Here is an 18,075-nt window from a genome sequence, read left to right as displayed (position 1 = left end):
AAATCTGCCGGGCCCGTCTCATGTGATCTTTAGGCGGTCTGCGACAGGGCGACCCACCTGTCCAGCACCGCGGCCGCGGCTCCGGATTCAATGGACTGCTCGGCACGGTTGAACGCGACGGCCATGCGCTCCGCCAGCGGACCCACAGCGTCGAGGTCGAACGCCACCAGCCCGGCCGCGGCGTTGAGCAGCGCCGCATCGCGGGCCGGCCCCGGCGCACCGCCGAGGACAGCCCGGACGACGGCGGCATTGGCCACCGCATCCCCGCCGCGCAGCTCCTCCAGCGTGGCCGTCCGGATGCCGAGATCGCGTGGATCGAACGCCTCCTCAGTTACCTCACCGTTGCGGATCTCCCACACCCGCGACGGGCCGGTGGTGGTGAGCTCATCCAGGCCGTCATTGCCGCGGAAAACCAGGCCGCGGCTGCCTCGCTTGGCCAGCACTCCGGCCACCAGCGGGGCCATCTGCTCATTGGCGACGCCCACCGCCGACGCCTGGACATGTGCCGGGTTGATCATGGGGCCCAGGAAGTTGAACGCCGTCGGAACGCCGAGTTCACGGCGGGCGACGGCGGCATGCCGCATGGAGGGGTGGAAAACCTGGGCGAAGCAAAACGTGATTCCCGCCTCTTCGGCGTTGAGTGCCACGCGGGGAATGGGGAGATCCAACCGGACGCCGAGGGCCTCCAGGACATCGGCGGATCCCGACGAGGACGACGACGCACGGTTGCCGTGCTTGACCACCCGGGCCCCAGCTCCCGCGGCGATAAGGGCGGCCATCGTGGAGATGTTAACAGTGTTCTGCTGGTCTCCACCAGTGCCGACGATGTCCAGTTTCTCACCGGCAATGTCAATGGGGTTGGCGTTGGCGATCATCGCCTCCACCAGGCCGGCCAGCTCATCCACGGTCTCGCCCTTGGCCCGCAGCGCCACCAGGAATCCCGCCACCTGGGCCGGCGTTGCCTCACCGGACATGATGGAATTCATGGCCCACTCAGTGCTCCCGGCAGTAAGGTCGGCGCCGCTGATGAGTGCGTTGATAAGCCGCGGCCAGGTGTTGCCTGCCGCCTGTGCAGATGCCTGTGAAGTCACCTCCCGATGCTATCGAGGTCCGCCCCGCAAAGACCAATGTGAACCCCGCCGGGAACTTTTCCGCGCGAATTCGCGTCTTTGTAGAAAAAGTCCTCCGAAAACGCGGTTTGCGTTGGGCAGGACGGACTTTTATAGACATAATGTCTATGTGACATCTGCGACCCATGCCCCCAGTACCCCGGCGCACCCGACGCTGAACCGCCCGAACATGGTTTCTGTTGGAACCGTTGTGTGGCTGTCCAGTGAGTTGATGTTCTTCGCCGGTCTCTTCGCCATGTACTTCACACTCCGTTCGACTTCCGGACTGATGTGGGCCGAAGAGACAGCCAAGCTCAACTTCCCGTTTGCGCTCGTTAATACGATCGTCCTTGTGGCAAGTTCCTTTACTTGCCAGATGGGCGTGTTCGCTGCCGAGCGGCTCCAGCCGCGCCGGACCGGCGGACGCTTCAGCTTCACCCAGTGGGGGATGAACGGATGGTTCATCCTGACGTTCCTCATGGGTGCCTTCTTCGTCGCCGGCCAGACGACCGAGTACGCCATGCTCGTTTCCGAGCATGTAACGCTGGCCACCAACGCCTACGGTTCAGCCTTCTACATCACGACGGGCTTCCACGGCCTGCACGTCATCGGCGGCCTGATTGCCTTCCTGCTCATCATGGGCCGCTCCTTCGCCGCGAAGAAGTTCGGACACTTTGAGGCAACTTCGGCGATTGTCACCTCGTACTACTGGCACTTCGTGGACGTCGTCTGGATTGGCCTCTTCCTGGTCATCTACGTCCTCAAGTAGTCAGACTTGACTCTTTTTCTACAAGAGGCAGAATTTCAAGAAGCGGCTCCCGGAGCCACCGCAGGATCGAATAAAGGAACCACCACGTGAAGGCACTCTCGCAGAAGCGACGTCACCCACTGGCAGCAATTGCACTGCTGCTGATGGGCCTCTTGGTCACGGGTGGGCTGTACGCCGTTGCCACCACCGTCAACCAGGCCAAGGCCGACACCACCACCTACAGCGCGAGCGACGTAGAGGAAGGCGGCAAGCTCTTTGCCGCCAACTGCGCCACCTGCCACGGCATGGGTGCCAGCGGGTCGCAGGCCGGACCGTCCCTTGTGGGCGTCGGCGCCGCCGCTGTTGACTTCCAGGTAGGCACCGGCCGCATGCCCATGCAGATGAACGGCCCGCAGGCCTACAAGAAGCCCGCCCAGTTCAACGAGGAACAGACCAAGCAGCTGGCTGCTTATGTTGCTTCCCTCGGCCCCGGCCCGGCCATCCCCGAGGCAGGTGTGCTCGATGAAAAGGGCGACGCTGCCAACGGTGGAGAGCTGTTCCGCACCAACTGCGCCATGTGCCACAACGCCGCCGCTGCAGGCGGCGCACTGACCCGGGGCAAGTTTGCTCCTGCCCTCGCAGGTGTCTCCGGCCAGCACATCTACGAAGCAATGGTCACCGGCCCCCAGAACATGCCGGTCTTCAGTGACGCGAACATCTCTCCGGAGGGCAAGCGCGACATCATCACCTACCTGAAGCAGATTGAGGCCAACGGTTCACCCGGCGGCGCCGATCTTGGTGCTCTGGGACCGGTCTCCGAAGGTCTCTTCGTCTGGATCGCCGGGCTGGGCGTCATCATCGCGTTCACCATTTGGCTGACATCCCGCACTTCTTAAGCGGACCTTGCACCTGTAAGAATTTTCTGCTGACCCGTCAGCAGTTTGAATTGAAACCTAACTCGGCACTCGCCGAGACGAGAGAAGGATGAGGCGAATTATGGGCAACCATAGTGACGGCGGTCCGAACGACTCGGGCACCGTAGCTACGGCTGGTCAGAATGAGGTGGAGAAATTCCAGGATCCTGGAATTCCCCCGCACCGTTTGCGCCTGGCTGACACGGACCCGAAGGCCGCAAAAAAGGCAGAACGGCAGGTAGCCCTTCTGTTCGGCATCTCGGTCGTTGGCACCTTGATATTCCTGGTGGCGTACTTTGCGATCGATCTGGGGCAGGACTCCGCGATCGCGACGATCCGTCTCCAGAACGCACTGCTGGGCATCGGCACCGCGTTCGCGATGCTGGGCATCGGCACCGGTATCGTCCACTGGGCCAAAGCCCTCATGCCGGACCACGAGGTCTCGGAAGAGCGCCACGCGATCCGCACCGAGGAAGACCGCCAGGCTGCCGTCCGCATCGTCGATGACATCGTCGAGGAAACCGGCATCAAGCGCCGGCCACTGATCCGCAACACCCTGCTCGGCGCCGTCGCCCTCGCCCCCCTGCCGGCCCTGGCCATCTTCGGTGACCTCGGTCCCCGGCCGGACGACAAGCTGGCCCACACCCTGTGGGCCCCGGCCCCGGACGGCAAGCTCAAGCGGCTGGCCCGCGACCCGGACGGCACCCCCATCAAGGCCGCCGACGTCACCATGGGCTCCGCGTTCCATGTCATCCCCGAGGGTCTCAATGAACTGAGCGAAGGAAAGCTGAACGAGAAGGCCAAATCGGTCGTTCTGCTCATGCGCCTGGACCCCGCACTGCTCAACCCCTCCCCCGAGCGCGCAGACTGGGCCTACAACGGCATCGTTGCATACTCCAAGATCTGCACCCACGTTGGCTGCCCTGTTGCGCTGTACGAACAGCAGACCCACCACCTGCTCTGCCCGTGCCACCAGTCAACCTTCGACCTGACGCAACAGTGCAAGGTTATCTTCGGCCCGGCCAGCCGCCCCCTCCCCCAGCTGCCTATCGCAGTCGACGCTGAGGGCTACCTCGTCGCCACGAGCGACTTCCATGAACCCGTTGGACCGACCTACTGGGAGCGTGAGCAGCATGTCCTCAACAACAACGCCTGATGCCCCTGTCTTCGTCGCCAAGACCACAGGCGGCCGCATCACCGATTTCGTCGACCAGCGGGTTGGCGGCTCCGGAATCCTCCGTGAATTCGGCCGGAAGGTCTTCCCGGACCACTGGTCGTTCATGTTCGGCGAAGTGGCACTGTACTCCTTCGTCATCCTGCTGCTCTCGGGCACGTTCCTGACGTTCTTCTTCGATCCGTCCATGGCGGAGACGCATTACGCGGGCTCGTACACGCCGCTGAAGAACGTTGAAATGTCCGTGGCCTACAGCTCCTCGCTGAACATCTCCTTCGATGTCCGCGGCGGCTTGTTCATGCGCCAGGTACACCACTGGGCAGCCCTGCTGTTCGTCGCGTCCGTGTCCGTGCACATGCTCCGCGTGTTCTTCACCGGCGCATTCCGCAAGCCCCGCGAACTGAACTGGGTGGTGGGCAGCGTCCTGCTCATCCTCTCCATGGCCGCAGGCTTCACCGGCTACTCACTCCCCGATGACCTGCTCTCCGGCAACGGCCTGCGCATCATCGACGGCGTCATCAAGTCCATCCCGGTCATCGGCACCTACACCTCGTTCTTCCTCTTCGGCGGCGAGTTCCCGGGCACCATGATCATCAGCCGCCTGTACATGCTCCACATCCTCCTGGTTCCCGCGCTCATCCTGCTGATGATCGTCATGCACCTCTTCATGGTGGTTGTGCACAAGCACACGCAGTACCCCGGCCCCGGCCGCAACGACGGCAACGTCGTCGGCTACCCCCTGGGACCGGTATACGCGGCGAAGGCCGGCGGCTTCTTCTTCATCGTGTTCGGTGTCGTTGCCATCATGGCGGCGTTCTTCACCATCAACCCGATCTGGAACTACGGCCCGTACGACCCCTCCCCGGTTTCTGCAGGCACCCAGCCTGACTGGTACATCGGCTTCGTTGACGGCGCCCTCCGCCTGATGCCGGGCACGATCGGCGACTGGAAGGTCGAGCAGATCTGGTTCGGCCACATGTTCACGTTCAACGTGCTGCTGCCGGCACTCGTCCCGGCGGGCATCCTTTTCACGGTCATGTTCGCCTACCCGTGGATTGAACGCTGGATCACCAAGGACAACCGCGAACACCACGTCCTGGACCGCCCCCGCAACGCTCCTACCCGTACGGCAATCGGCATGGCCGGCTTCGTCTGGTACTGCGTGATGTGGGCAGCGGCCGGCTCGGACCTCATCGCCACCCACTTCCACGTGGCCCTGAACGATGTGACCTACTGGCTGCGCGCACTGTTCTTCATCGGCCCGGTCATCGCGTTCATCGTCACCAAGCGGGTCGCCCTGGCGCTCCAACGCAAGGACCGCGAGATTGCCCTGCACGGCCGTGAAACCGGCCGCATCGTGCGACTTCCGCACGGCGAGTTCATCGAGGTCCACGCCCCGCTGGATGAATACAAGCGCTACAAGCTGGTCGGCTTCGAGTCACCGGCCCCGCTGCCCGCGGTGCCGAACGAGCACGGCGTCGTGGACCGCAAGGAAAAGCGCCGCGCGAAGCTGTCCCGCTGGTTCTTCGAAGACCGGGTTGCTCCGGCCACTCCGGCTGAGCTGGAGGCCGCTCACGGCCACCACGGCGCCCACGAAGCGATCGAAACTGCTGAGTCGAAGTCGCTGAGCCACTAGGCGGCACCCAGCACCACACAGGAAGGCCCGATCCCCTTGGGGACCGGGCCTTCCCGCTTCCCCGGAGACGACAGCAACGCGGTGCACTTCGCACCCTAACCCCCTCGGCGGGACGGGCGCGCAGTGCCCCGCGTTGTTGTAGTTAGGGGCGGTACCCCGAGGCATAGTTCCGGGTAGGCCGGACGCCGGGGCGCTGCAGGGGCACCCAGAGCTTGTAGCGGTCAGCCCGGTAGTAGGACACGGAGTAGTCCACCATCGCGCGGGCCACGAACGCGTGGCGCTGGATCTTGAGCAGCGGGGTTCCGACCTCGACGTTCAGGAGACGGGCCGTGGACGGCGACGCAGCCGTCGCCTCGATCATGTCCTCGCCCCATTCCATCACCAGCCCGTAGCGTTCGCTCAGCACGTTGTAGAGGGATGTGGGCGGTTCGCCATCCAGCAGGCCGGGGACCCGGTGGGCCGGGATGAAGTTTTCGTCCACGCTCATCGGTTCGTTGTCCGCCAACAGGAGGCGCCGGAACCGGACCAGGGGTGTCCCCTCCTCCAACTGCAGCTCACGGGCCAGGAACGCGCTGGCGCCAATCTGCTCGAAGCTCAGGACCTTGGCGGCCGGAACCATGCCGCGGCGCTGCATCTCTTCGCTGTAGGAAGTCAGCTTGACCTGGAGATCCAGTTTGGGTTTGCGCACAAACGTGCCCAGGCCCACGACGCGTTCAATCACTTCCTCACCCACGAGGGCATCGATGGCCTGGCGCACGGTCATCCGGGCGAGGCCGAAGCGCTGGGCGAGGTCCCGCTCGGAGGGCAGCGCAGATCCGGGCGGGCACGCGGCCGCGATGTGCGCCCGGAGGATCTCGCGCAACTGCACGTAGATCGGCACCCCGCTCTGACGGTCGATCTCGCCAATCATCTTGGACGCGTTAGTGGACGCCATGGTTCAGCCTCCGGTTGCGGCCCGGCGCGGGAAATAGACTCATATCTCAAGGGTAAGCCCGTGACCCGGCAGGTCTAGACCACGCCGCCGACTCAAGTCGTGCCGGGCACTCCCCCGACGCTACCCTTGTAGGTACAGGCCGGAGCCGGGGCAATGCCGCCCGCCCGGTCTGACGGACTGCCTGCCGGACGCCCTCCACCTGGGTCACCGGTCGCGTGGCCAGCCCGTGCAGCAGCGACACGTACAGAACAACACCAGCATGAGGGAGTCCCGTTGCCAGTTCGCAAGGCAATCGTCACGGCCGCCATCGGCCTCCACGCCCGGCCGGCGGCAGTATTTGTCCGGGCGGTCACGGCGACCGGCCTCCCGGTGACCATCAGCAAGGACGGCAGGCCAGGCGTCGACGCCCGCTCGCTGCTGGAGGTCATGACCGAGGACTTCGAGTGCGGCTGTGAGGTGGAGCTGGCCGTTGCTGCGGACGCCCTCCCGGCCTCCTGCAGCCCCGCAGAGGCCGAGGGTGCACTGGAAGAACTCGGAATCCTCTTGGAATCGGCAGCGGCCGCCTGAGGCCTTCGCCGCTCCCATTCGACGGCCCGCAGTGCGGTGCCGCCCTCCAGGAGGGACGCTGCGCAGGGGGCTGGGCATGCAGGGGCGCGCCGCACCCGTCCGGCAGGAACTCGAGAACCAAGACACAACGACGGCGGGCCCCACCAATGGTGGGGCCCGCCGTCGTGCGTTCTGAACTTTTAGTCCGGGTGGGCGCTAGTGCGCGTGGTCACCGCGGCTGTACTCGTAGACCCAGCCGACCAGTGCGACCACTGCCATCCCGCCGGCGATGAAGACGATCCACCAGCCCACGGCGAGGCCGAGGAACCCTGCGGCGCAGGACAGGCCCAGCATCAGCGGCCACCAGCTCCAGGGGCTGAAGTGTCCCTGCTCGCCGGCGCCTTCGTGGATCTCGGCGTCATTGCGGTCCTCGGGGCGCATGCCCACGCGGCGGCCGGTGAAGCCGAGGTAAGCGCCGATCATGCCGGCGAGTCCGCCAACCAGCAGGATGGCCAGTGCGCCCACCCATTCAGTCCAGTTGGTCAGGTATCCGTAGATGAATGCAACGGGCACGAAGAAGAAGACGCCGAAGCCAAAGATCCTTGATTCGATTTTCACTTGGCGGTGTCCTTCTGGTCGGCGTTACCGAGAGCCGCTGCTGCCGGAGCAGGCGAATCCGCGGTGTAGGACTGGGAGAGCTCCGGGTGGTGCAGGTCCAGGGCAGGACGTTCGGAGCGGATGCGGGGCAGGGAGGTGAAGTTGTGGCGCGGCGGCGGGCAGGACGTGGCCCATTCCAGCGAGGCACCGAAGCCCCACGGGTCGTCAACTTCCACACGCTCGTTGCTGCGCCAGGTGATGTAGACGTTCCAGAAGAACGGAATCAGCGAGGCGCCGAGGACGAACGAGGCGATGGTGGAGAACTGGTTCATCCACGTGAAGTTGTCCTGCGGCATGTAGTCGGCGTAGCGGCGGGGCATGCCCTCGACGCCGAGCCAGTGCTGGATCAGGAAGGTGCCGTGGAAGCCCAGGAACAGCATCCAGAAGTGGATCTTGCCGAGGCGCTCGTTGAGCATCTTGCCGGTCCACTTGGGCCACCAGAAGTAGAACCCGGCGAACATGGCGAACACGACGGTGCCGAAGACCACGTAGTGGAAGTGCGCCACCACGAAGTAGGAGTCCGAGACGTGGAAGTCCAGCGGCGGCGAGGCCAGGATGATGCCGGTGAGGCCGCCGAAGAGGAACGTCGCCAGGAAGCCGATGCTCCACAGCATGGGGGTCTCGAACGTGATGGAACCGCGCCACATGGTGCCGATCCAGTTGAAGAACTTCACACCGGTCGGAACGGCGATGAGCATCGTCATGAAGGAGAAGAACGGCAGCAGGACCGAGCCGGTGACGTACATGTGGTGGGCCCACACAGTCACGGACAGGGCGGCGATGGAGATGGTCGCGTAGACCAGGCCCTTGTAGCCGAAGATCGGCTTGCGGCTGAAGACCGGGAAGATCTCGGAGACAATGCCGAAGAACGGCAGCGCGATGATGTATACCTCAGGGTGTCCGAAGAACCAGAACAGGTGCTGCCAGAGGACGGCACCGCCGTTCTCGGGATCGAAGATGTGCGCACCGAAGCGGCGGTCGGCGCCGAGGGCAAACAGCGCGGCGGCCAGCGGCGGGAAGGCCATCAGGACCAGGATGGAGGTCACGAGGGCGTTCCAGGTGAAGATCGGCATCCGCCACATGGTCATGCCCGGGGCGCGCATGCAGATGATGGTGGTGATGAAGTTGACGGCGCCGAGGATGGTGCCGAAGCCGGAGAGCGCCAGGCCGAAGACCCAGAGGTCACCGCCCACGCCGGGGCTGAACGTCGTGTTGGACAGCGGCGCGTACGCGAACCAGCCGAACGACGCGGCACCCTGCGGGGTGATGAACCCGGAGACGGCGATCGTGGAGCCGAAGAGGAAGAACCAGAAGGCCAGTGCGTTAAGTCGCGGGAAGGCGACGTCGGGGGCACCGATCTGCAGCGGCATGATGACGTTGGTGAAGCCGGCGAACAGCGGCGTCGCGAACATCAGCAGCATGACGGTGCCGTGCATGGTGAAGAGCTGGTTGTACTGCTCTTTGGTCTGCAGGATCTGCATGCCGGGCTCGAAGAGTTCGGCACGGATCAGCAGCGCCATGATGCCGCCGAAGCAGAAGAAGATGAACGACGCGATCAGGTACATGTACCCGATCGTTTTGTGGTCGGTCGAGGTGATCCAGTTGACGACGATGCGTCCCTTGGACTTCGGTACTACGGGAGCCTCGAGGATCCCGGCGGATTGAGTGTAAGTTGCCACGTCGCTCCCCTTACTTGGTTTCGGCCGGGGCCGGGTTGCGGTCGTACTCTTCACCGAGCAGGCCGGTGTTCCCGTCCTGGCGCAGCTGGTTCATGTGCGCCTGGAACTCCGACTCGGAGACAACCTTCACGCGGAACAGCATTTCGGAGTGGTACTCGCCACAGAGTTCGGCGCACTTACCGTCGTAGGTGCCCTCCCTGGTGGGCGTCAACCGGATGTAGTTGGTCTTGCCGGGAATCATGTCGCGCTTCTGCAGGAAGGCAGGAACCCAGAAAGAGTGGATGACGTCGCGCGCGTTGAGCTCGAGGTCAACCGACTTGTTGACCGGCAGGTACAGGGTGGGCAGCTTGTTCTTGTCCACGTCGTTACCGGTCAAGTGCGCCTGGACGCCCGCTTCGTGCACGTCCTCGGTGACGACGTTGCCCTTCAAATAGTTGAAGTCCCACGCCCACTGCTTGCCACGGACGTCGACGACGACGTCGGCCGGCGTTGAGCGGTCATCGATCGACTGCTGGTCGCGGTCGGTGAAGTAGAAGAACACCAGGACCATGAACAGCGGGATCGTCAGGTAGAACACTTCAAGCGGAAGGTTGAAGCTGTTCTGGCGCGGGAAGCCCACGGTTCCCTTGCGGCGCCGGTACGCGACGATGCACCAGATCATCAGGCCCCAGGTGATGATGCCGACGACCAGCGCGGCAATCCATGAGTTGACCCAGAGGTCCATGATGAGGTCAGTGTGATTGGTGGTGCCACGCTCGGTGGGCAACCAGCCCTTCTGTACCTCTGGTGAACATCCAGTCAAAGCCAACGCGCCGGCTAGTGCCAAGCCAGTGATCGTAGTGATCTGTTTGCGTCGGCTGCCGGTTCGGTTCTGCGAACTCACAGACGGCCCTTCCTACTTGTTGCTGTTGCCCCGCAAATGACGGGCAGGGCAAACGAAAAGTTTTACTACTCGGTGTAGAGCTTACCGCTCCCCGAGAGTTTTCGCCCACATGTCCACACCGTGCGTCGGGAGCTTTTTGTAGGCGCTGCTCGTTGAGGATCCTGCGGCACTAAGGCCGGGCAAAATGCCCGGCCTTAGTGGAAGGAATTAGTGGAAAGAATCTCCGCAGGCGCAGGACCCGCCGGCATTCGGGTTATCGATCGTGAAGCCCTGCTTGGCGATGGTGTCCTCGAAGTCGATGCTGGCACCGCTGAGGTAAGGAACGCTCATCTTGTCGACGACGACTTCCACCCCGTCGTAGTCGCGCACTGCATCCCCGTCGAGCAGCCGCTCGTCGAAGTAGAGCTGGTAAATCAGGCCGGAGCAACCGCCGGGCTGCACGGCAACGCGGAGGCGCAGATCGGTGCGGCCTTCCTGCTCCAGCAGGCTGCGGACCTTTCCAGCCGCGACATCGGTCAGCATGACCTCGTGCGTGGCCAGCTCGCCGGCCTCGGCGGCAGAGTTGCCGGCGCTGTTTTCATTGGTTGTAGTGCTCATGGCCTACCTTCTTGCAACGGTGGTGGCGGCCCCGCTCGCACGGTGCCCGCCCCTACTTAAACGGTATGGGCTATAGCTACATGCTACTTCGCGCAGCCCTGTAGCTCTAACTTCTGACGTAACCGTGGGAGACGGCTGGATGTTCCCCGGGACCCGCCAGGCGCGGGGGCTAGAGCGCGCCTTCGTTGTTCAGGCGCGCGAGCAGCAGGGCCTCGGCGACAATCGCGTTCCGGAAGTCGCCCAGGTGCAACGATTCGTTGGCGCTGTGGGCTCGGGAATCGGGATCCTCGACGCCGGTGACCAGGATCTGCACGTCCGGGTAGAGCTCGGTGAGGTCCGCGATGAAGGGAATCGATCCGCCGATCCCCATTTCGACGGCGGGCACACCCCAGGCCTCGCCCAGGGCCCACATGGCCACGGACGCGGCCTTCGAGCTCGTGTCCGTCAGGAAGGAGTTGCCGTTCTCCCCCGGGGTGAACACCACCTCAGCGCCGAACGGGGCGTGGGTTTCGACGTGCTGGCGGACAGCCTCCATGGCGGCTGCCGGGTCCTGCCCTGGGGCCAGGCGCAGGCTGAACTTGGCCCGGGCCCGCGGCAGCAGGGTGTTGGAGGCCACGTCCACGGCCGGGGCGTCAAAGCCGATGATGGACAGGGCGGGCTTGGTCCACATGCGTGAGGCAATGCTGCCGGTCCCGGCGAGCTTCACGCCGTCGAGCACGGAGGCGTCGGCGCGGTACTCCTCCTCGGTGAGGTCGACAACCACGTCATCGCGGCTCACCAGGCCCTTGATCGCGACACTGCCCTCGTCGTCGTGGAGGGTCGAGATCAGGCGGGCCAGCAGGGTCGGGGCGTCGAGCACGGGGCCGCCGAACATGCCCGAGTGCACGGCGTGGTCCAGGACCTTGACCTCGATGGTGCCGTCCACCAGGCCGCGCAGGCTGGTGGTGAGGGCTGGAATGCCGACCTTCCAGTTGCTGGAGTCGGCCACGACGATCACGTCGGCGCGGAGCAGCTCGCGGTGGGTTTCCAGGAACTGCCGGAACGTTGGCGAGCCGGCCTCCTCTTCGCCTTCGAAGAAGAACGTCACGCCCAGGCCCAGTTCGTCACCGAGCACGCGCGTGACCGCAGAGTAGGCGGCGATGTGCGCCAGGATGCCGGCCTTGTCATCGGCGGCACCGCGGCCGAAGAGCCTGCCGTCGCGCTCGACGGCGGTAAAGGGGTCGGTTTCCCACAGTGCCAGGTCGCCGGTGGGCTGGACGTCGTGGTGGGCGTACAGCAGGACTGTCGGCTTGCCCTCCGCGGCCGGGCGGCGGGCGACGACGGCGGGCCCGCCGGGCGTCCCGTCTTCCTTGTCGCAGCGGAGGATCCGGACGTCGTCGAAGCCGCTGGCCCGCACGAGGCTGGCGACGGCGTCGGCGCTGCGGTTCAACGGGGCGGGATCAAAGCTGGGCCAGGCGATGCCTGGAATGGCGACAAGGTCCGTCAGCTGGCCAATCGTCTCGTCGAACGATTCGGCAACGGCCTGGCGGAGGGCCTCGGCATCGATGGTGCCCTCGTGGTCCATGGTGGTCTGCGGGTTCCCCGCGGTAGATGAAGTCATGGCCAAAACACTACCCGTGCTCTGAATCACTACAAACAGCGTCACGCCCGGGCCTGCGCCGTGTGGGCTGGGTCTCGGGCCCGTGTCTGCGGGGTATTCTTTAGGGGTGTTTGGACGTAAAAAGGAAGCGCCATCGGCGCAGGACGTAGTTGACCAGCAGGCATCCGAGGCAGCAGCCCATAGCGCCATGACCGGCAAGGGCGCACCCACGCCCAAGCGCAGCGCCCAGGAGGCGGCCCGCAAACGGCCCCTCGTGCCGGAGGACCGCAAGGCTTCCAAGGCGGCCGAGCGCGCCGCCGTCACGGAGCAGCGGCTCAAGATGCGGCAGGCCATGGACACCGGTGACGATAAGTTCCTGCCGCTGCGGGACAAGGGTCCGCAGAAGCGGTTTGCCCGTGACTTTGTCGATGCCCGCTTCAGCCTTGGTGAGTTCCTCATGTTCGGCGCCCTGCTGTTTGTCATCATCTCCTTGCTCGTGCCGGCCTCCAGCGCACAGATGGTCTACGTCCTGGGCGCCTTCTGGGTCATGTTCCTCGCGGTCTTCGTGGACGTCTTCATCCTCTCCCGCAAGCTCAAGAAACGGCTCGGCGAAAAGTTCGGCGACGTCGAGCGCGGCACCGTCTGGTACGGCTCCATGCGCTCCCTGCAGTTCCGCCGCCTGCGCCTGCCCAAACCCCAGGTCCGGCGCGGCGAGTTCCCCGCCTGACATTCCCTTCCACCATTCTTCAACCAGGAAGCCCCCGGCAGTCACCTGCCGGGGGCTTCCTGGTTGCGGCGACCGGTCCGGGCCCGATCGCAGCGTAAGGTCTAGCGCCGGCTCGGGTGGGTGGCCAGCAGCCGGTTGATGCGCGCGGCCCAGAAAGGTCCCTCGTAAAGGAACGCCGTGTAGCCCTGGACGAGGGTGGCGCCGGCGTCCAGCCGTTCCTGCACGTCCTGTGCCGTTTCGACGCCCCCCACCGAGACCAGGGTCAGCGCTCCGCCGGTGACGGACTTGAGCCGGGCCAGGACCTCCAGGGACCGTTTCTTCAGGGGCGCCCCGGAAAGACCTCCTGCCCCGCACGCCTCAACCTTGTCGGGGCTGGAGGCGAGCCCGGTGCGGGCGATCGTGGTGTTGGTGGCGATGATGCCGTCCAGCTTCAAGTCAAGCGCCAGGCGCGCGACGTCGTCGATGTCCTCATCACTGAGGTCGGGCGCGATCTTGACCAGGAGGGGAACGTGGCGGCCGGCGGCCTTGTCCGCCTCCTCCCCCACTGCGGCCAGCAGCGGGCGCAGGGTCTCCACGTCCTGCAGCAGCCGAAGACCGGGGGTGTTGGGCGAGCTGACGTTCACCACGAGATAGTCCGCAGCGGGGGCCAGGCTGCGCGCGCTGATCAGGTAATCGGACACCGCATCCTCGAGCCCGACCACCTTGCTCTTGCCGATGTTCACCCCGATCACGGGCCGGACGCCGGGGTGCTGGCGCTGCAGGGCGGCGCGGGCGGACTTCAGGCGCGGGGCCACCGCCGCGGCGCCGTCGTTGTTGAACCCCATGCGGTTGACGACGGCCCTGTCCTCCACGAGGCGGAACAGCCGCGGCGCCGGGTTCCCGGGCTGGGCCTGGCCGGTGATGGTGCCGACCTCCACATGGCCGAAGCCGAGCTCCGCCAGCGCCTCGATGCCGTGGCCTTCCTTGTCGAAGCCGGCCGCTAGGCCGAATGGGGACGGGAAGGTCAGGCCAAACGCCTGGGTCTGCAGCGACGCCGCGGGGGCGGTGAACTTCTGCAGCAACCGCCCGGCACCGCAGGTGTGGGCGAGGCGGATGGCCTTGAACCCGATCTTATGGGCGCGTTCGGCGTCCATCCATGAGAAGGCCAGCCGGAAAAATGTGGGATATACGCGCATGCCTCTAGTTTTCCGGTTCGGGCCGCGCAGACCAAACCAGCGCACGCGCCGGCACGGTTGTGACTGCCCGTTGTGACTGTCGTTGTGACTGCGGCGCCCCGCGCCCGGGCCCGGCGGCGGAAGTGCGCCGGCGCGAGTTAGCATGAAGCCATGACCAGCAATGAGGGTGTCGGAACGGGCGGCCGTGGGGCTTCGGGTCGCGGGATCGAGGCCGATGTTGTGGTGGTCGGCGCCGGCCTGGCAGGGCTCGTGGCCGCGGCCCAGGCCTATGCCGCCGGCCGCCGGGTGGCGGTGCTCGATCAGGAACCCGAGGCCTCCGTCGGTGGCCAGGCGCACTGGTCCTTCGGCGGCCTCTTCATGGTCAACACTCCGGAGCAGCGGCGGCTCGGGGTGCGGGACAGTGAAGAGCTGGCCCTAGCCGACTGGCATGCGTCGGCGGGATTCGACCGGCCGGAGGACGCCCTGGCGAAGGAGTGGGCGGCGGCGTACGTGAACTTCGCCGCCGGTGAGAAGCGTGGCTGGCTCGCCGCGCTGGGCGTCGGGCTGTTTCCCCTGGTCCAGTGGGCCGAACGCGGCGGCTACGGCCCGGACGGCCACGGCAACACTGTCCCGCGCTTCCATGTCGCGTGGGGCACGGGACCGGCGCTGGTGGCCCCCTTCCTTTCCAAGCTGCGCGAAGGCGAAGCCGCCGGCCGCGTGTCCTTCCATTTCCGCCACCGCGCCACCGGGCTCGTGAAAACCGCGGGCCGGGTGAGCGGCGTGCGTGGCGAACTGCTCGAAGCCAGCGGCGCAGGCCGGGGCGAAAGCTCTTCACGACGCCCGGCCGGTACTTTCGAGGCTGCGGCCGCGGCCGTGGTGGTAACAAGCGGCGGCATCGGCGGCAACCACAATGTGGTCCGCAAGCAGTGGCCAGGCGGCGCGGCGCCGGAGCGGATGCTGAGTGGCGTGCCGGCATCCGTGGACGGGGACTTCCTCCCGGCTGTGGGCCGCGCCGGCGGACACCTCATCAACGGGGACCGGATGTGGCATTACCCGGAAGGTATCCACAACCATGCCCCGGTCTGGCCGCGGCACGGCATCCGGATCCTGCCCGGACCGTCGGCCCTGTGGCTGGACGCGACGGGGCGGATGCTCCCGCCTCCCCTGTTTCCGGGCTTCGATTCGCTCGGCGCCCTGCGCCACATCCTGGCCACGGGACATGCCCATTCATGGTTCGTCCTGAACCGCAGCATCGCGCTGAAGGAGTTCGCGCTGTCAGGATCCGAGCAGAACCCGGATCTCACGGGCAAGGACGTCCGTCGGTTGGTCTCACGGCTGAAGCCCGGCAGCGATACGCCGCTGCAGCGGTTCCTGGAACGCGGGGTGGACTTCCTGCAGGCAGCGGACCCCGCCGGGCTCGCCGGGCAGATGAACGATCTGACGGGTGTGCAGCTCATCGACCCCGCGGCCCTGGAGCAGCTGATCCGCGACCGGGACCGGCAGTTTGCCAGCGGGATGGGCAAGGATCCGCAGCTGGCGGCGATCCGGGCAGCGCGGCGTTTCGCCACCGACAAGATCATGCGGGTCGCCCCGCCGCACCGGCTGCTGGATCCGCGGCGCGGTCCCCTGCTCGCCGTCCGGCTCTCGGTCCTGACGCGCAAGAGCCTTGGCGGTGTGCAGACGGACCTGCAGTCGCGGGTCCTGGATGCCGCCGGGCAGCCCGTGCCCGGGCTGTTCGCGGCCGGTGAAGCCGCAGGGTTTGGCGGCGGCGGAATCCACGGCTACCGGGCACTCGAGGGAACGTTCCTGGGCGGATGCCTCTTCTCCGGACGTTCCGCGGGCCGGGCCGCTGCGTCCGCGGCCTAGTCCGGGCAGGCACTCAGCAACACAGGAGGAAAGTCGATGCAGTGGCGGACCGACATTCTCGGGGAGGATTTCCAGGCGTGCACCTTTGAGGCCGTCAGCCCTGACGGTGTGCTGCGCACTGCCACCCTGGTCCGCCACACTCCGCTCCCGCCGGCACCATCGGCGCTGCCGGCCCGGGCTGTGCTGTTCCTGCACGGCTGGAGTGACTACTTCTTCAATGAGGAACTCGCGGAATTCTGGGCGGGGCAGGGGTTTGAGTTTTTCGCCCTCGACATGCACAACCATGGCCGCAGCCTGCGCCCGGGCACCCACGGCGGCTACGTCGCGGACCTGGACAACTACGACGCCGAAATCACTGCAGCGCTCGGGATCATCGGTTCGCTCAGGCCGGACGCCACGCCGCCGCAGGTGACGCTGATGGGACACTCCACCGGCGGCCTGATCGCGGCGCTGTGGGCCGACCGGCATCCGGGGATGGTGTCACAGCTGGTCCTGGACAGCCCCTGGCTGGAAGTCCACGGCAGCCCCGCCCTGCGCCGGGCCGCGCGGACCATGGTGGAGCCGTTCGCCCGGTTCTGGCCGGAGTCGGTGATCCGGCTGCCCGAGCGGGCCTTCTACTGGCGCAGCATCAGCAGCGCCGCGGAAGGCGAATGGGCCCTGGACGATGCCTACCGTCCGCCGCACGCCTTTCCGGTCCGCGCCGGCTGGCTCAGCGCCGTGCTCGCCGGCCAGTCCAGGGTGGCGCGTGGGCTGAACATCGATGTGCCCATCCTGGTGCTCATCTCGGGCGCCAGCGCCAACGGGATGTTCTGGAAGGAGTCCATGCGCCGCACGGACGCGGTCCTGGACGTGAACACAATCGCCCTCCGCGCGCTCAGCCTGGGCCGCACCGTGACGCTGGAGCGGATTGACGGCGCCCTGCATGACGTCTTCCTCTCCGCCCCGCGGGTCCGCGCGGACGCCTATGCCCGGCTGTCCCGGTGGATCAGGGCGTACGTCTACGACTGACGCGGATCAGCTGACCTGGCCGCCCGCGGCGGGAGCGGCGTCGATGGCTCCACCGTAGCGGCGGTCCCGCTGTGCATAGATCTCGACGGCGTCCCACAGCGTCCGCCGGTCCACGTCCGGCCACAGGGTGTCCATGAACACGAACTCGGCATAGGCCGACTGCCAGAGCATGAAGTTGGAGAGCCGCTGTTCCCCGGAACTGCGCAGGAACAGGTCCACGTCCGGCAGGTCCGGCTCGTCGAGGAACTTCTGGATGGTCCGCTCGGTGATGGCCCCCGGCTTCAGCCGGCCCTGGGCCACTTCCTCCGCGATCGCGGAGACGGCGTCGGCGATCTCGGCCCGTCCGCCGTAGTTGACGCACATGTTCAGGGTGCAGGTGCTGTTGCCCCGGGTGTAGTCCTCGGCCTCTTCGAGTTCGCGGATCACCGAGCCCCACAGCTTCGGGCGCCGCCCGGACCAGCGGATCCGGACCCCCCATTCATCGAGCTGGTTCCGCTGCCGGCGCAGGACGTCCTTGTTGAAGCCCATCAGGAAGCGCACCTCCTCGGGGGACCGACGCCAGTTCTCGGTGGAGAAGGCGTACACACTGACGTATTCGATCCCCAGCTCGATCGCGCCGGCCATGACGTCCAGCAGGGCAGGCTCCCCCGCCTTGTGGCCCTCGATCCGGGGCAGACCGCGCTGGTTCGCCCAGCGCCCGTTGCCGTCCATGACGATCGCCACATGCCGCGGGATGAACTCCGCGGGAATCGCGGGCGGAACAGCGCCGGACGGGTGCGGATACGGAGCCAGCACCGGGGTGGTCCGCCGCCGGCCGTTGAACTGTTTCGCCTGGCTTTTCTCCAGGTTCTTTCCCAGGCTTCT

At 66.1% G+C, this 18,075-nt stretch carries 17 protein-coding genes; 8 read left to right on the top strand and 9 right to left on the bottom strand.

The genetic code is table 11. The features are described from left to right. Positions 1-29: 29 nt before the first annotated feature. Positions 30-1,091 carry an anthranilate phosphoribosyltransferase gene (gene trpD / locus AC1DRO_RS00995; RefSeq protein ID WP_476949461.1) on the bottom strand — a complete coding sequence of 354 codons (1,062 nt, stop codon included), beginning with the start codon at positions 1,089-1,091 and terminating at the stop codon, positions 30-32. A gap of 148 nt (positions 1,092-1,239) precedes the next feature. On the opposite strand from trpD, the gene ctaE reads away from it, so the two are divergent. The 4 genes from ctaE to qcrB all read left to right on the top strand — a co-directional run bounded on the left by ctaE (position 1,240) and on the right by qcrB (position 5,581). After that, positions 1,240-1,878 carry an aa3-type cytochrome oxidase subunit III gene (ctaE, locus tag AC1DRO_RS00990; RefSeq protein WP_476949460.1) on the top strand — a complete coding sequence of 213 codons (639 nt, stop codon included), beginning with the start codon at positions 1,240-1,242 and terminating at the stop codon, positions 1,876-1,878. An 86-nt stretch (positions 1,879-1,964) separates the two neighbouring features. Further along, positions 1,965-2,753 (top strand): cytochrome bc1 complex diheme cytochrome c subunit, encoded by a 789-nt coding sequence (gene qcrC / locus AC1DRO_RS00985; RefSeq protein ID WP_028276731.1) that lies wholly within the window; start codon positions 1,965-1,967, stop codon positions 2,751-2,753. A gap of 100 nt (positions 2,754-2,853) precedes the next feature. Continuing rightward, on the top strand, positions 2,854-3,927 hold the full coding sequence (gene qcrA, locus AC1DRO_RS00980) for a cytochrome bc1 complex Rieske iron-sulfur subunit (RefSeq protein WP_476949459.1): 1,074 nt from the start codon (positions 2,854-2,856) through the stop codon (positions 3,925-3,927). Then, positions 3,905-5,581, top strand: coding sequence for a cytochrome bc1 complex cytochrome b subunit (gene qcrB / locus AC1DRO_RS00975; protein WP_028276729.1), 1,677 nt, complete (start codon positions 3,905-3,907; stop codon positions 5,579-5,581). The genes qcrA and qcrB overlap by 23 nt, the downstream gene beginning before the upstream one ends. A 142-nt stretch (positions 5,582-5,723) precedes the next feature. On the opposite strand, the gene AC1DRO_RS00970 is transcribed toward qcrB, so the two are convergent. Next, a complete protein-coding gene (locus tag AC1DRO_RS00970; protein WP_028276728.1) occupies positions 5,724-6,515 on the bottom strand; it encodes a GntR family transcriptional regulator in 792 nt (263 codons plus the stop codon). Between the two features lie 273 nt (positions 6,516-6,788). On the opposite strand from AC1DRO_RS00970, the gene AC1DRO_RS00965 reads away from it, so the two are divergent. Continuing rightward, positions 6,789-7,082 carry an HPr family phosphocarrier protein gene (locus AC1DRO_RS00965; protein ID WP_476949458.1) on the top strand — a complete coding sequence of 98 codons (294 nt, stop codon included), beginning with the start codon at positions 6,789-6,791 and terminating at the stop codon, positions 7,080-7,082. A 195-nt stretch (positions 7,083-7,277) separates the two neighbouring features. Here the strand turns inward: AC1DRO_RS00965 and AC1DRO_RS00960 are convergent, their stop codons facing one another. The 5 genes from AC1DRO_RS00960 to AC1DRO_RS00940 form a co-directional block, all read right to left on the bottom strand. Then, the gene (locus AC1DRO_RS00960) at positions 7,278-7,679 is read right to left on the bottom strand and encodes a cytochrome c oxidase subunit 4 (RefSeq protein ID WP_018773077.1); all 402 of its coding nucleotides are present in this window, start codon (positions 7,677-7,679) and stop codon (positions 7,278-7,280) included. Beyond that, positions 7,676-9,397: an aa3-type cytochrome oxidase subunit I gene (gene ctaD / locus AC1DRO_RS00955; protein ID WP_223917347.1), complete on the bottom strand. Its 1,722-nt coding sequence runs from the start codon at positions 9,395-9,397 to the stop codon at positions 7,676-7,678. Before ctaD ends, AC1DRO_RS00960 begins: the two co-directional genes overlap by 4 nt. A gap of 10 nt (positions 9,398-9,407) precedes the next feature. Further along, positions 9,408-10,280: an aa3-type cytochrome oxidase subunit II gene (ctaC, locus tag AC1DRO_RS00950; protein ID WP_028276725.1), complete on the bottom strand. Its 873-nt coding sequence runs from the start codon at positions 10,278-10,280 to the stop codon at positions 9,408-9,410. Between the two features lie 207 nt (positions 10,281-10,487). Beyond that, entirely contained in the window at positions 10,488-10,877 is a 390-nt protein-coding gene (locus AC1DRO_RS00945) for a HesB/IscA family protein (protein WP_028276724.1), read from the bottom strand. Positions 10,878-11,046: 169 nt separating this feature from the next. After that, a complete protein-coding gene (locus AC1DRO_RS00940) occupies positions 11,047-12,477 on the bottom strand; it encodes a M20/M25/M40 family metallo-hydrolase (protein WP_476949457.1) in 1,431 nt (476 codons plus the stop codon). Between the two features lie 106 nt (positions 12,478-12,583). Between AC1DRO_RS00940 and AC1DRO_RS00935 the strand changes: the two genes are divergently transcribed. After that, entirely contained in the window at positions 12,584-13,183 is a 600-nt protein-coding gene (locus tag AC1DRO_RS00935) for a DUF3043 domain-containing protein (RefSeq protein WP_476949456.1), read from the top strand. A 101-nt stretch (positions 13,184-13,284) separates the two neighbouring features. Here AC1DRO_RS00935 and AC1DRO_RS00930 read toward each other — a convergent pair whose 3' ends face one another. After that, positions 13,285-14,358, bottom strand: coding sequence for a quinone-dependent dihydroorotate dehydrogenase (locus tag AC1DRO_RS00930; RefSeq protein ID WP_476949455.1), 1,074 nt, complete (start codon positions 14,356-14,358; stop codon positions 13,285-13,287). A 150-nt stretch (positions 14,359-14,508) separates the two neighbouring features. On the opposite strand from AC1DRO_RS00930, the gene AC1DRO_RS00925 reads away from it, so the two are divergent. Next, a complete protein-coding gene (locus AC1DRO_RS00925; protein WP_476949454.1) occupies positions 14,509-16,203 on the top strand; it encodes an FAD-binding dehydrogenase in 1,695 nt (564 codons plus the stop codon). A 36-nt stretch (positions 16,204-16,239) separates the two neighbouring features. Beyond that, entirely contained in the window at positions 16,240-17,211 is a 972-nt protein-coding gene (locus AC1DRO_RS00920) for an alpha/beta hydrolase (protein WP_476949453.1), read from the top strand. Between the two features lie 6 nt (positions 17,212-17,217). Here AC1DRO_RS00920 and AC1DRO_RS00915 read toward each other — a convergent pair whose 3' ends face one another. Continuing rightward, entirely contained in the window at positions 17,218-18,069 is an 852-nt protein-coding gene (locus tag AC1DRO_RS00915; RefSeq protein WP_476949762.1) for an isoprenyl transferase, read from the bottom strand. Positions 18,070-18,075 lie beyond the last annotated feature (6 nt).

Source organism: Arthrobacter sp. P4_F11 (assembly GCF_056401395.1).
Note: the sequence above shows the minus strand (reverse complement) of the source record. Positions and strands in the feature narration are given on the sequence as shown.

Bases quoted from the DNA above. Each gene is read 5' to 3' on its own strand.
- qcrA (WP_476949459.1), top strand. From the start codon at position 2,854: ATGGGCAACCATAGTGACGGCGGTCCGAACGACTCGGGCACCGTAGCT.
- AC1DRO_RS00970 (WP_028276728.1), bottom strand. From the start codon at position 6,515: ATGGCGTCCACTAACGCGTCCAAGATGATTGGCGAGATCGACCGTCAG.
- qcrB (WP_028276729.1), top strand. From the start codon at position 3,905: ATGTCCTCAACAACAACGCCTGATGCCCCTGTCTTCGTCGCCAAGACC.
- AC1DRO_RS00930 (WP_476949455.1), bottom strand. From the start codon at position 14,358: ATGCGCGTATATCCCACATTTTTCCGGCTGGCCTTCTCATGGATGGAC.
- AC1DRO_RS00945 (WP_028276724.1), bottom strand. From the start codon at position 10,877: ATGAGCACTACAACCAATGAAAACAGCGCCGGCAACTCTGCCGCCGAG.
- AC1DRO_RS00920 (WP_476949453.1), top strand. From the start codon at position 16,240: ATGCAGTGGCGGACCGACATTCTCGGGGAGGATTTCCAGGCGTGCACC.
- AC1DRO_RS00925 (WP_476949454.1), top strand. From the start codon at position 14,509: ATGACCAGCAATGAGGGTGTCGGAACGGGCGGCCGTGGGGCTTCGGGT.
- AC1DRO_RS00940 (WP_476949457.1), bottom strand. From the start codon at position 12,477: ATGACTTCATCTACCGCGGGGAACCCGCAGACCACCATGGACCACGAG.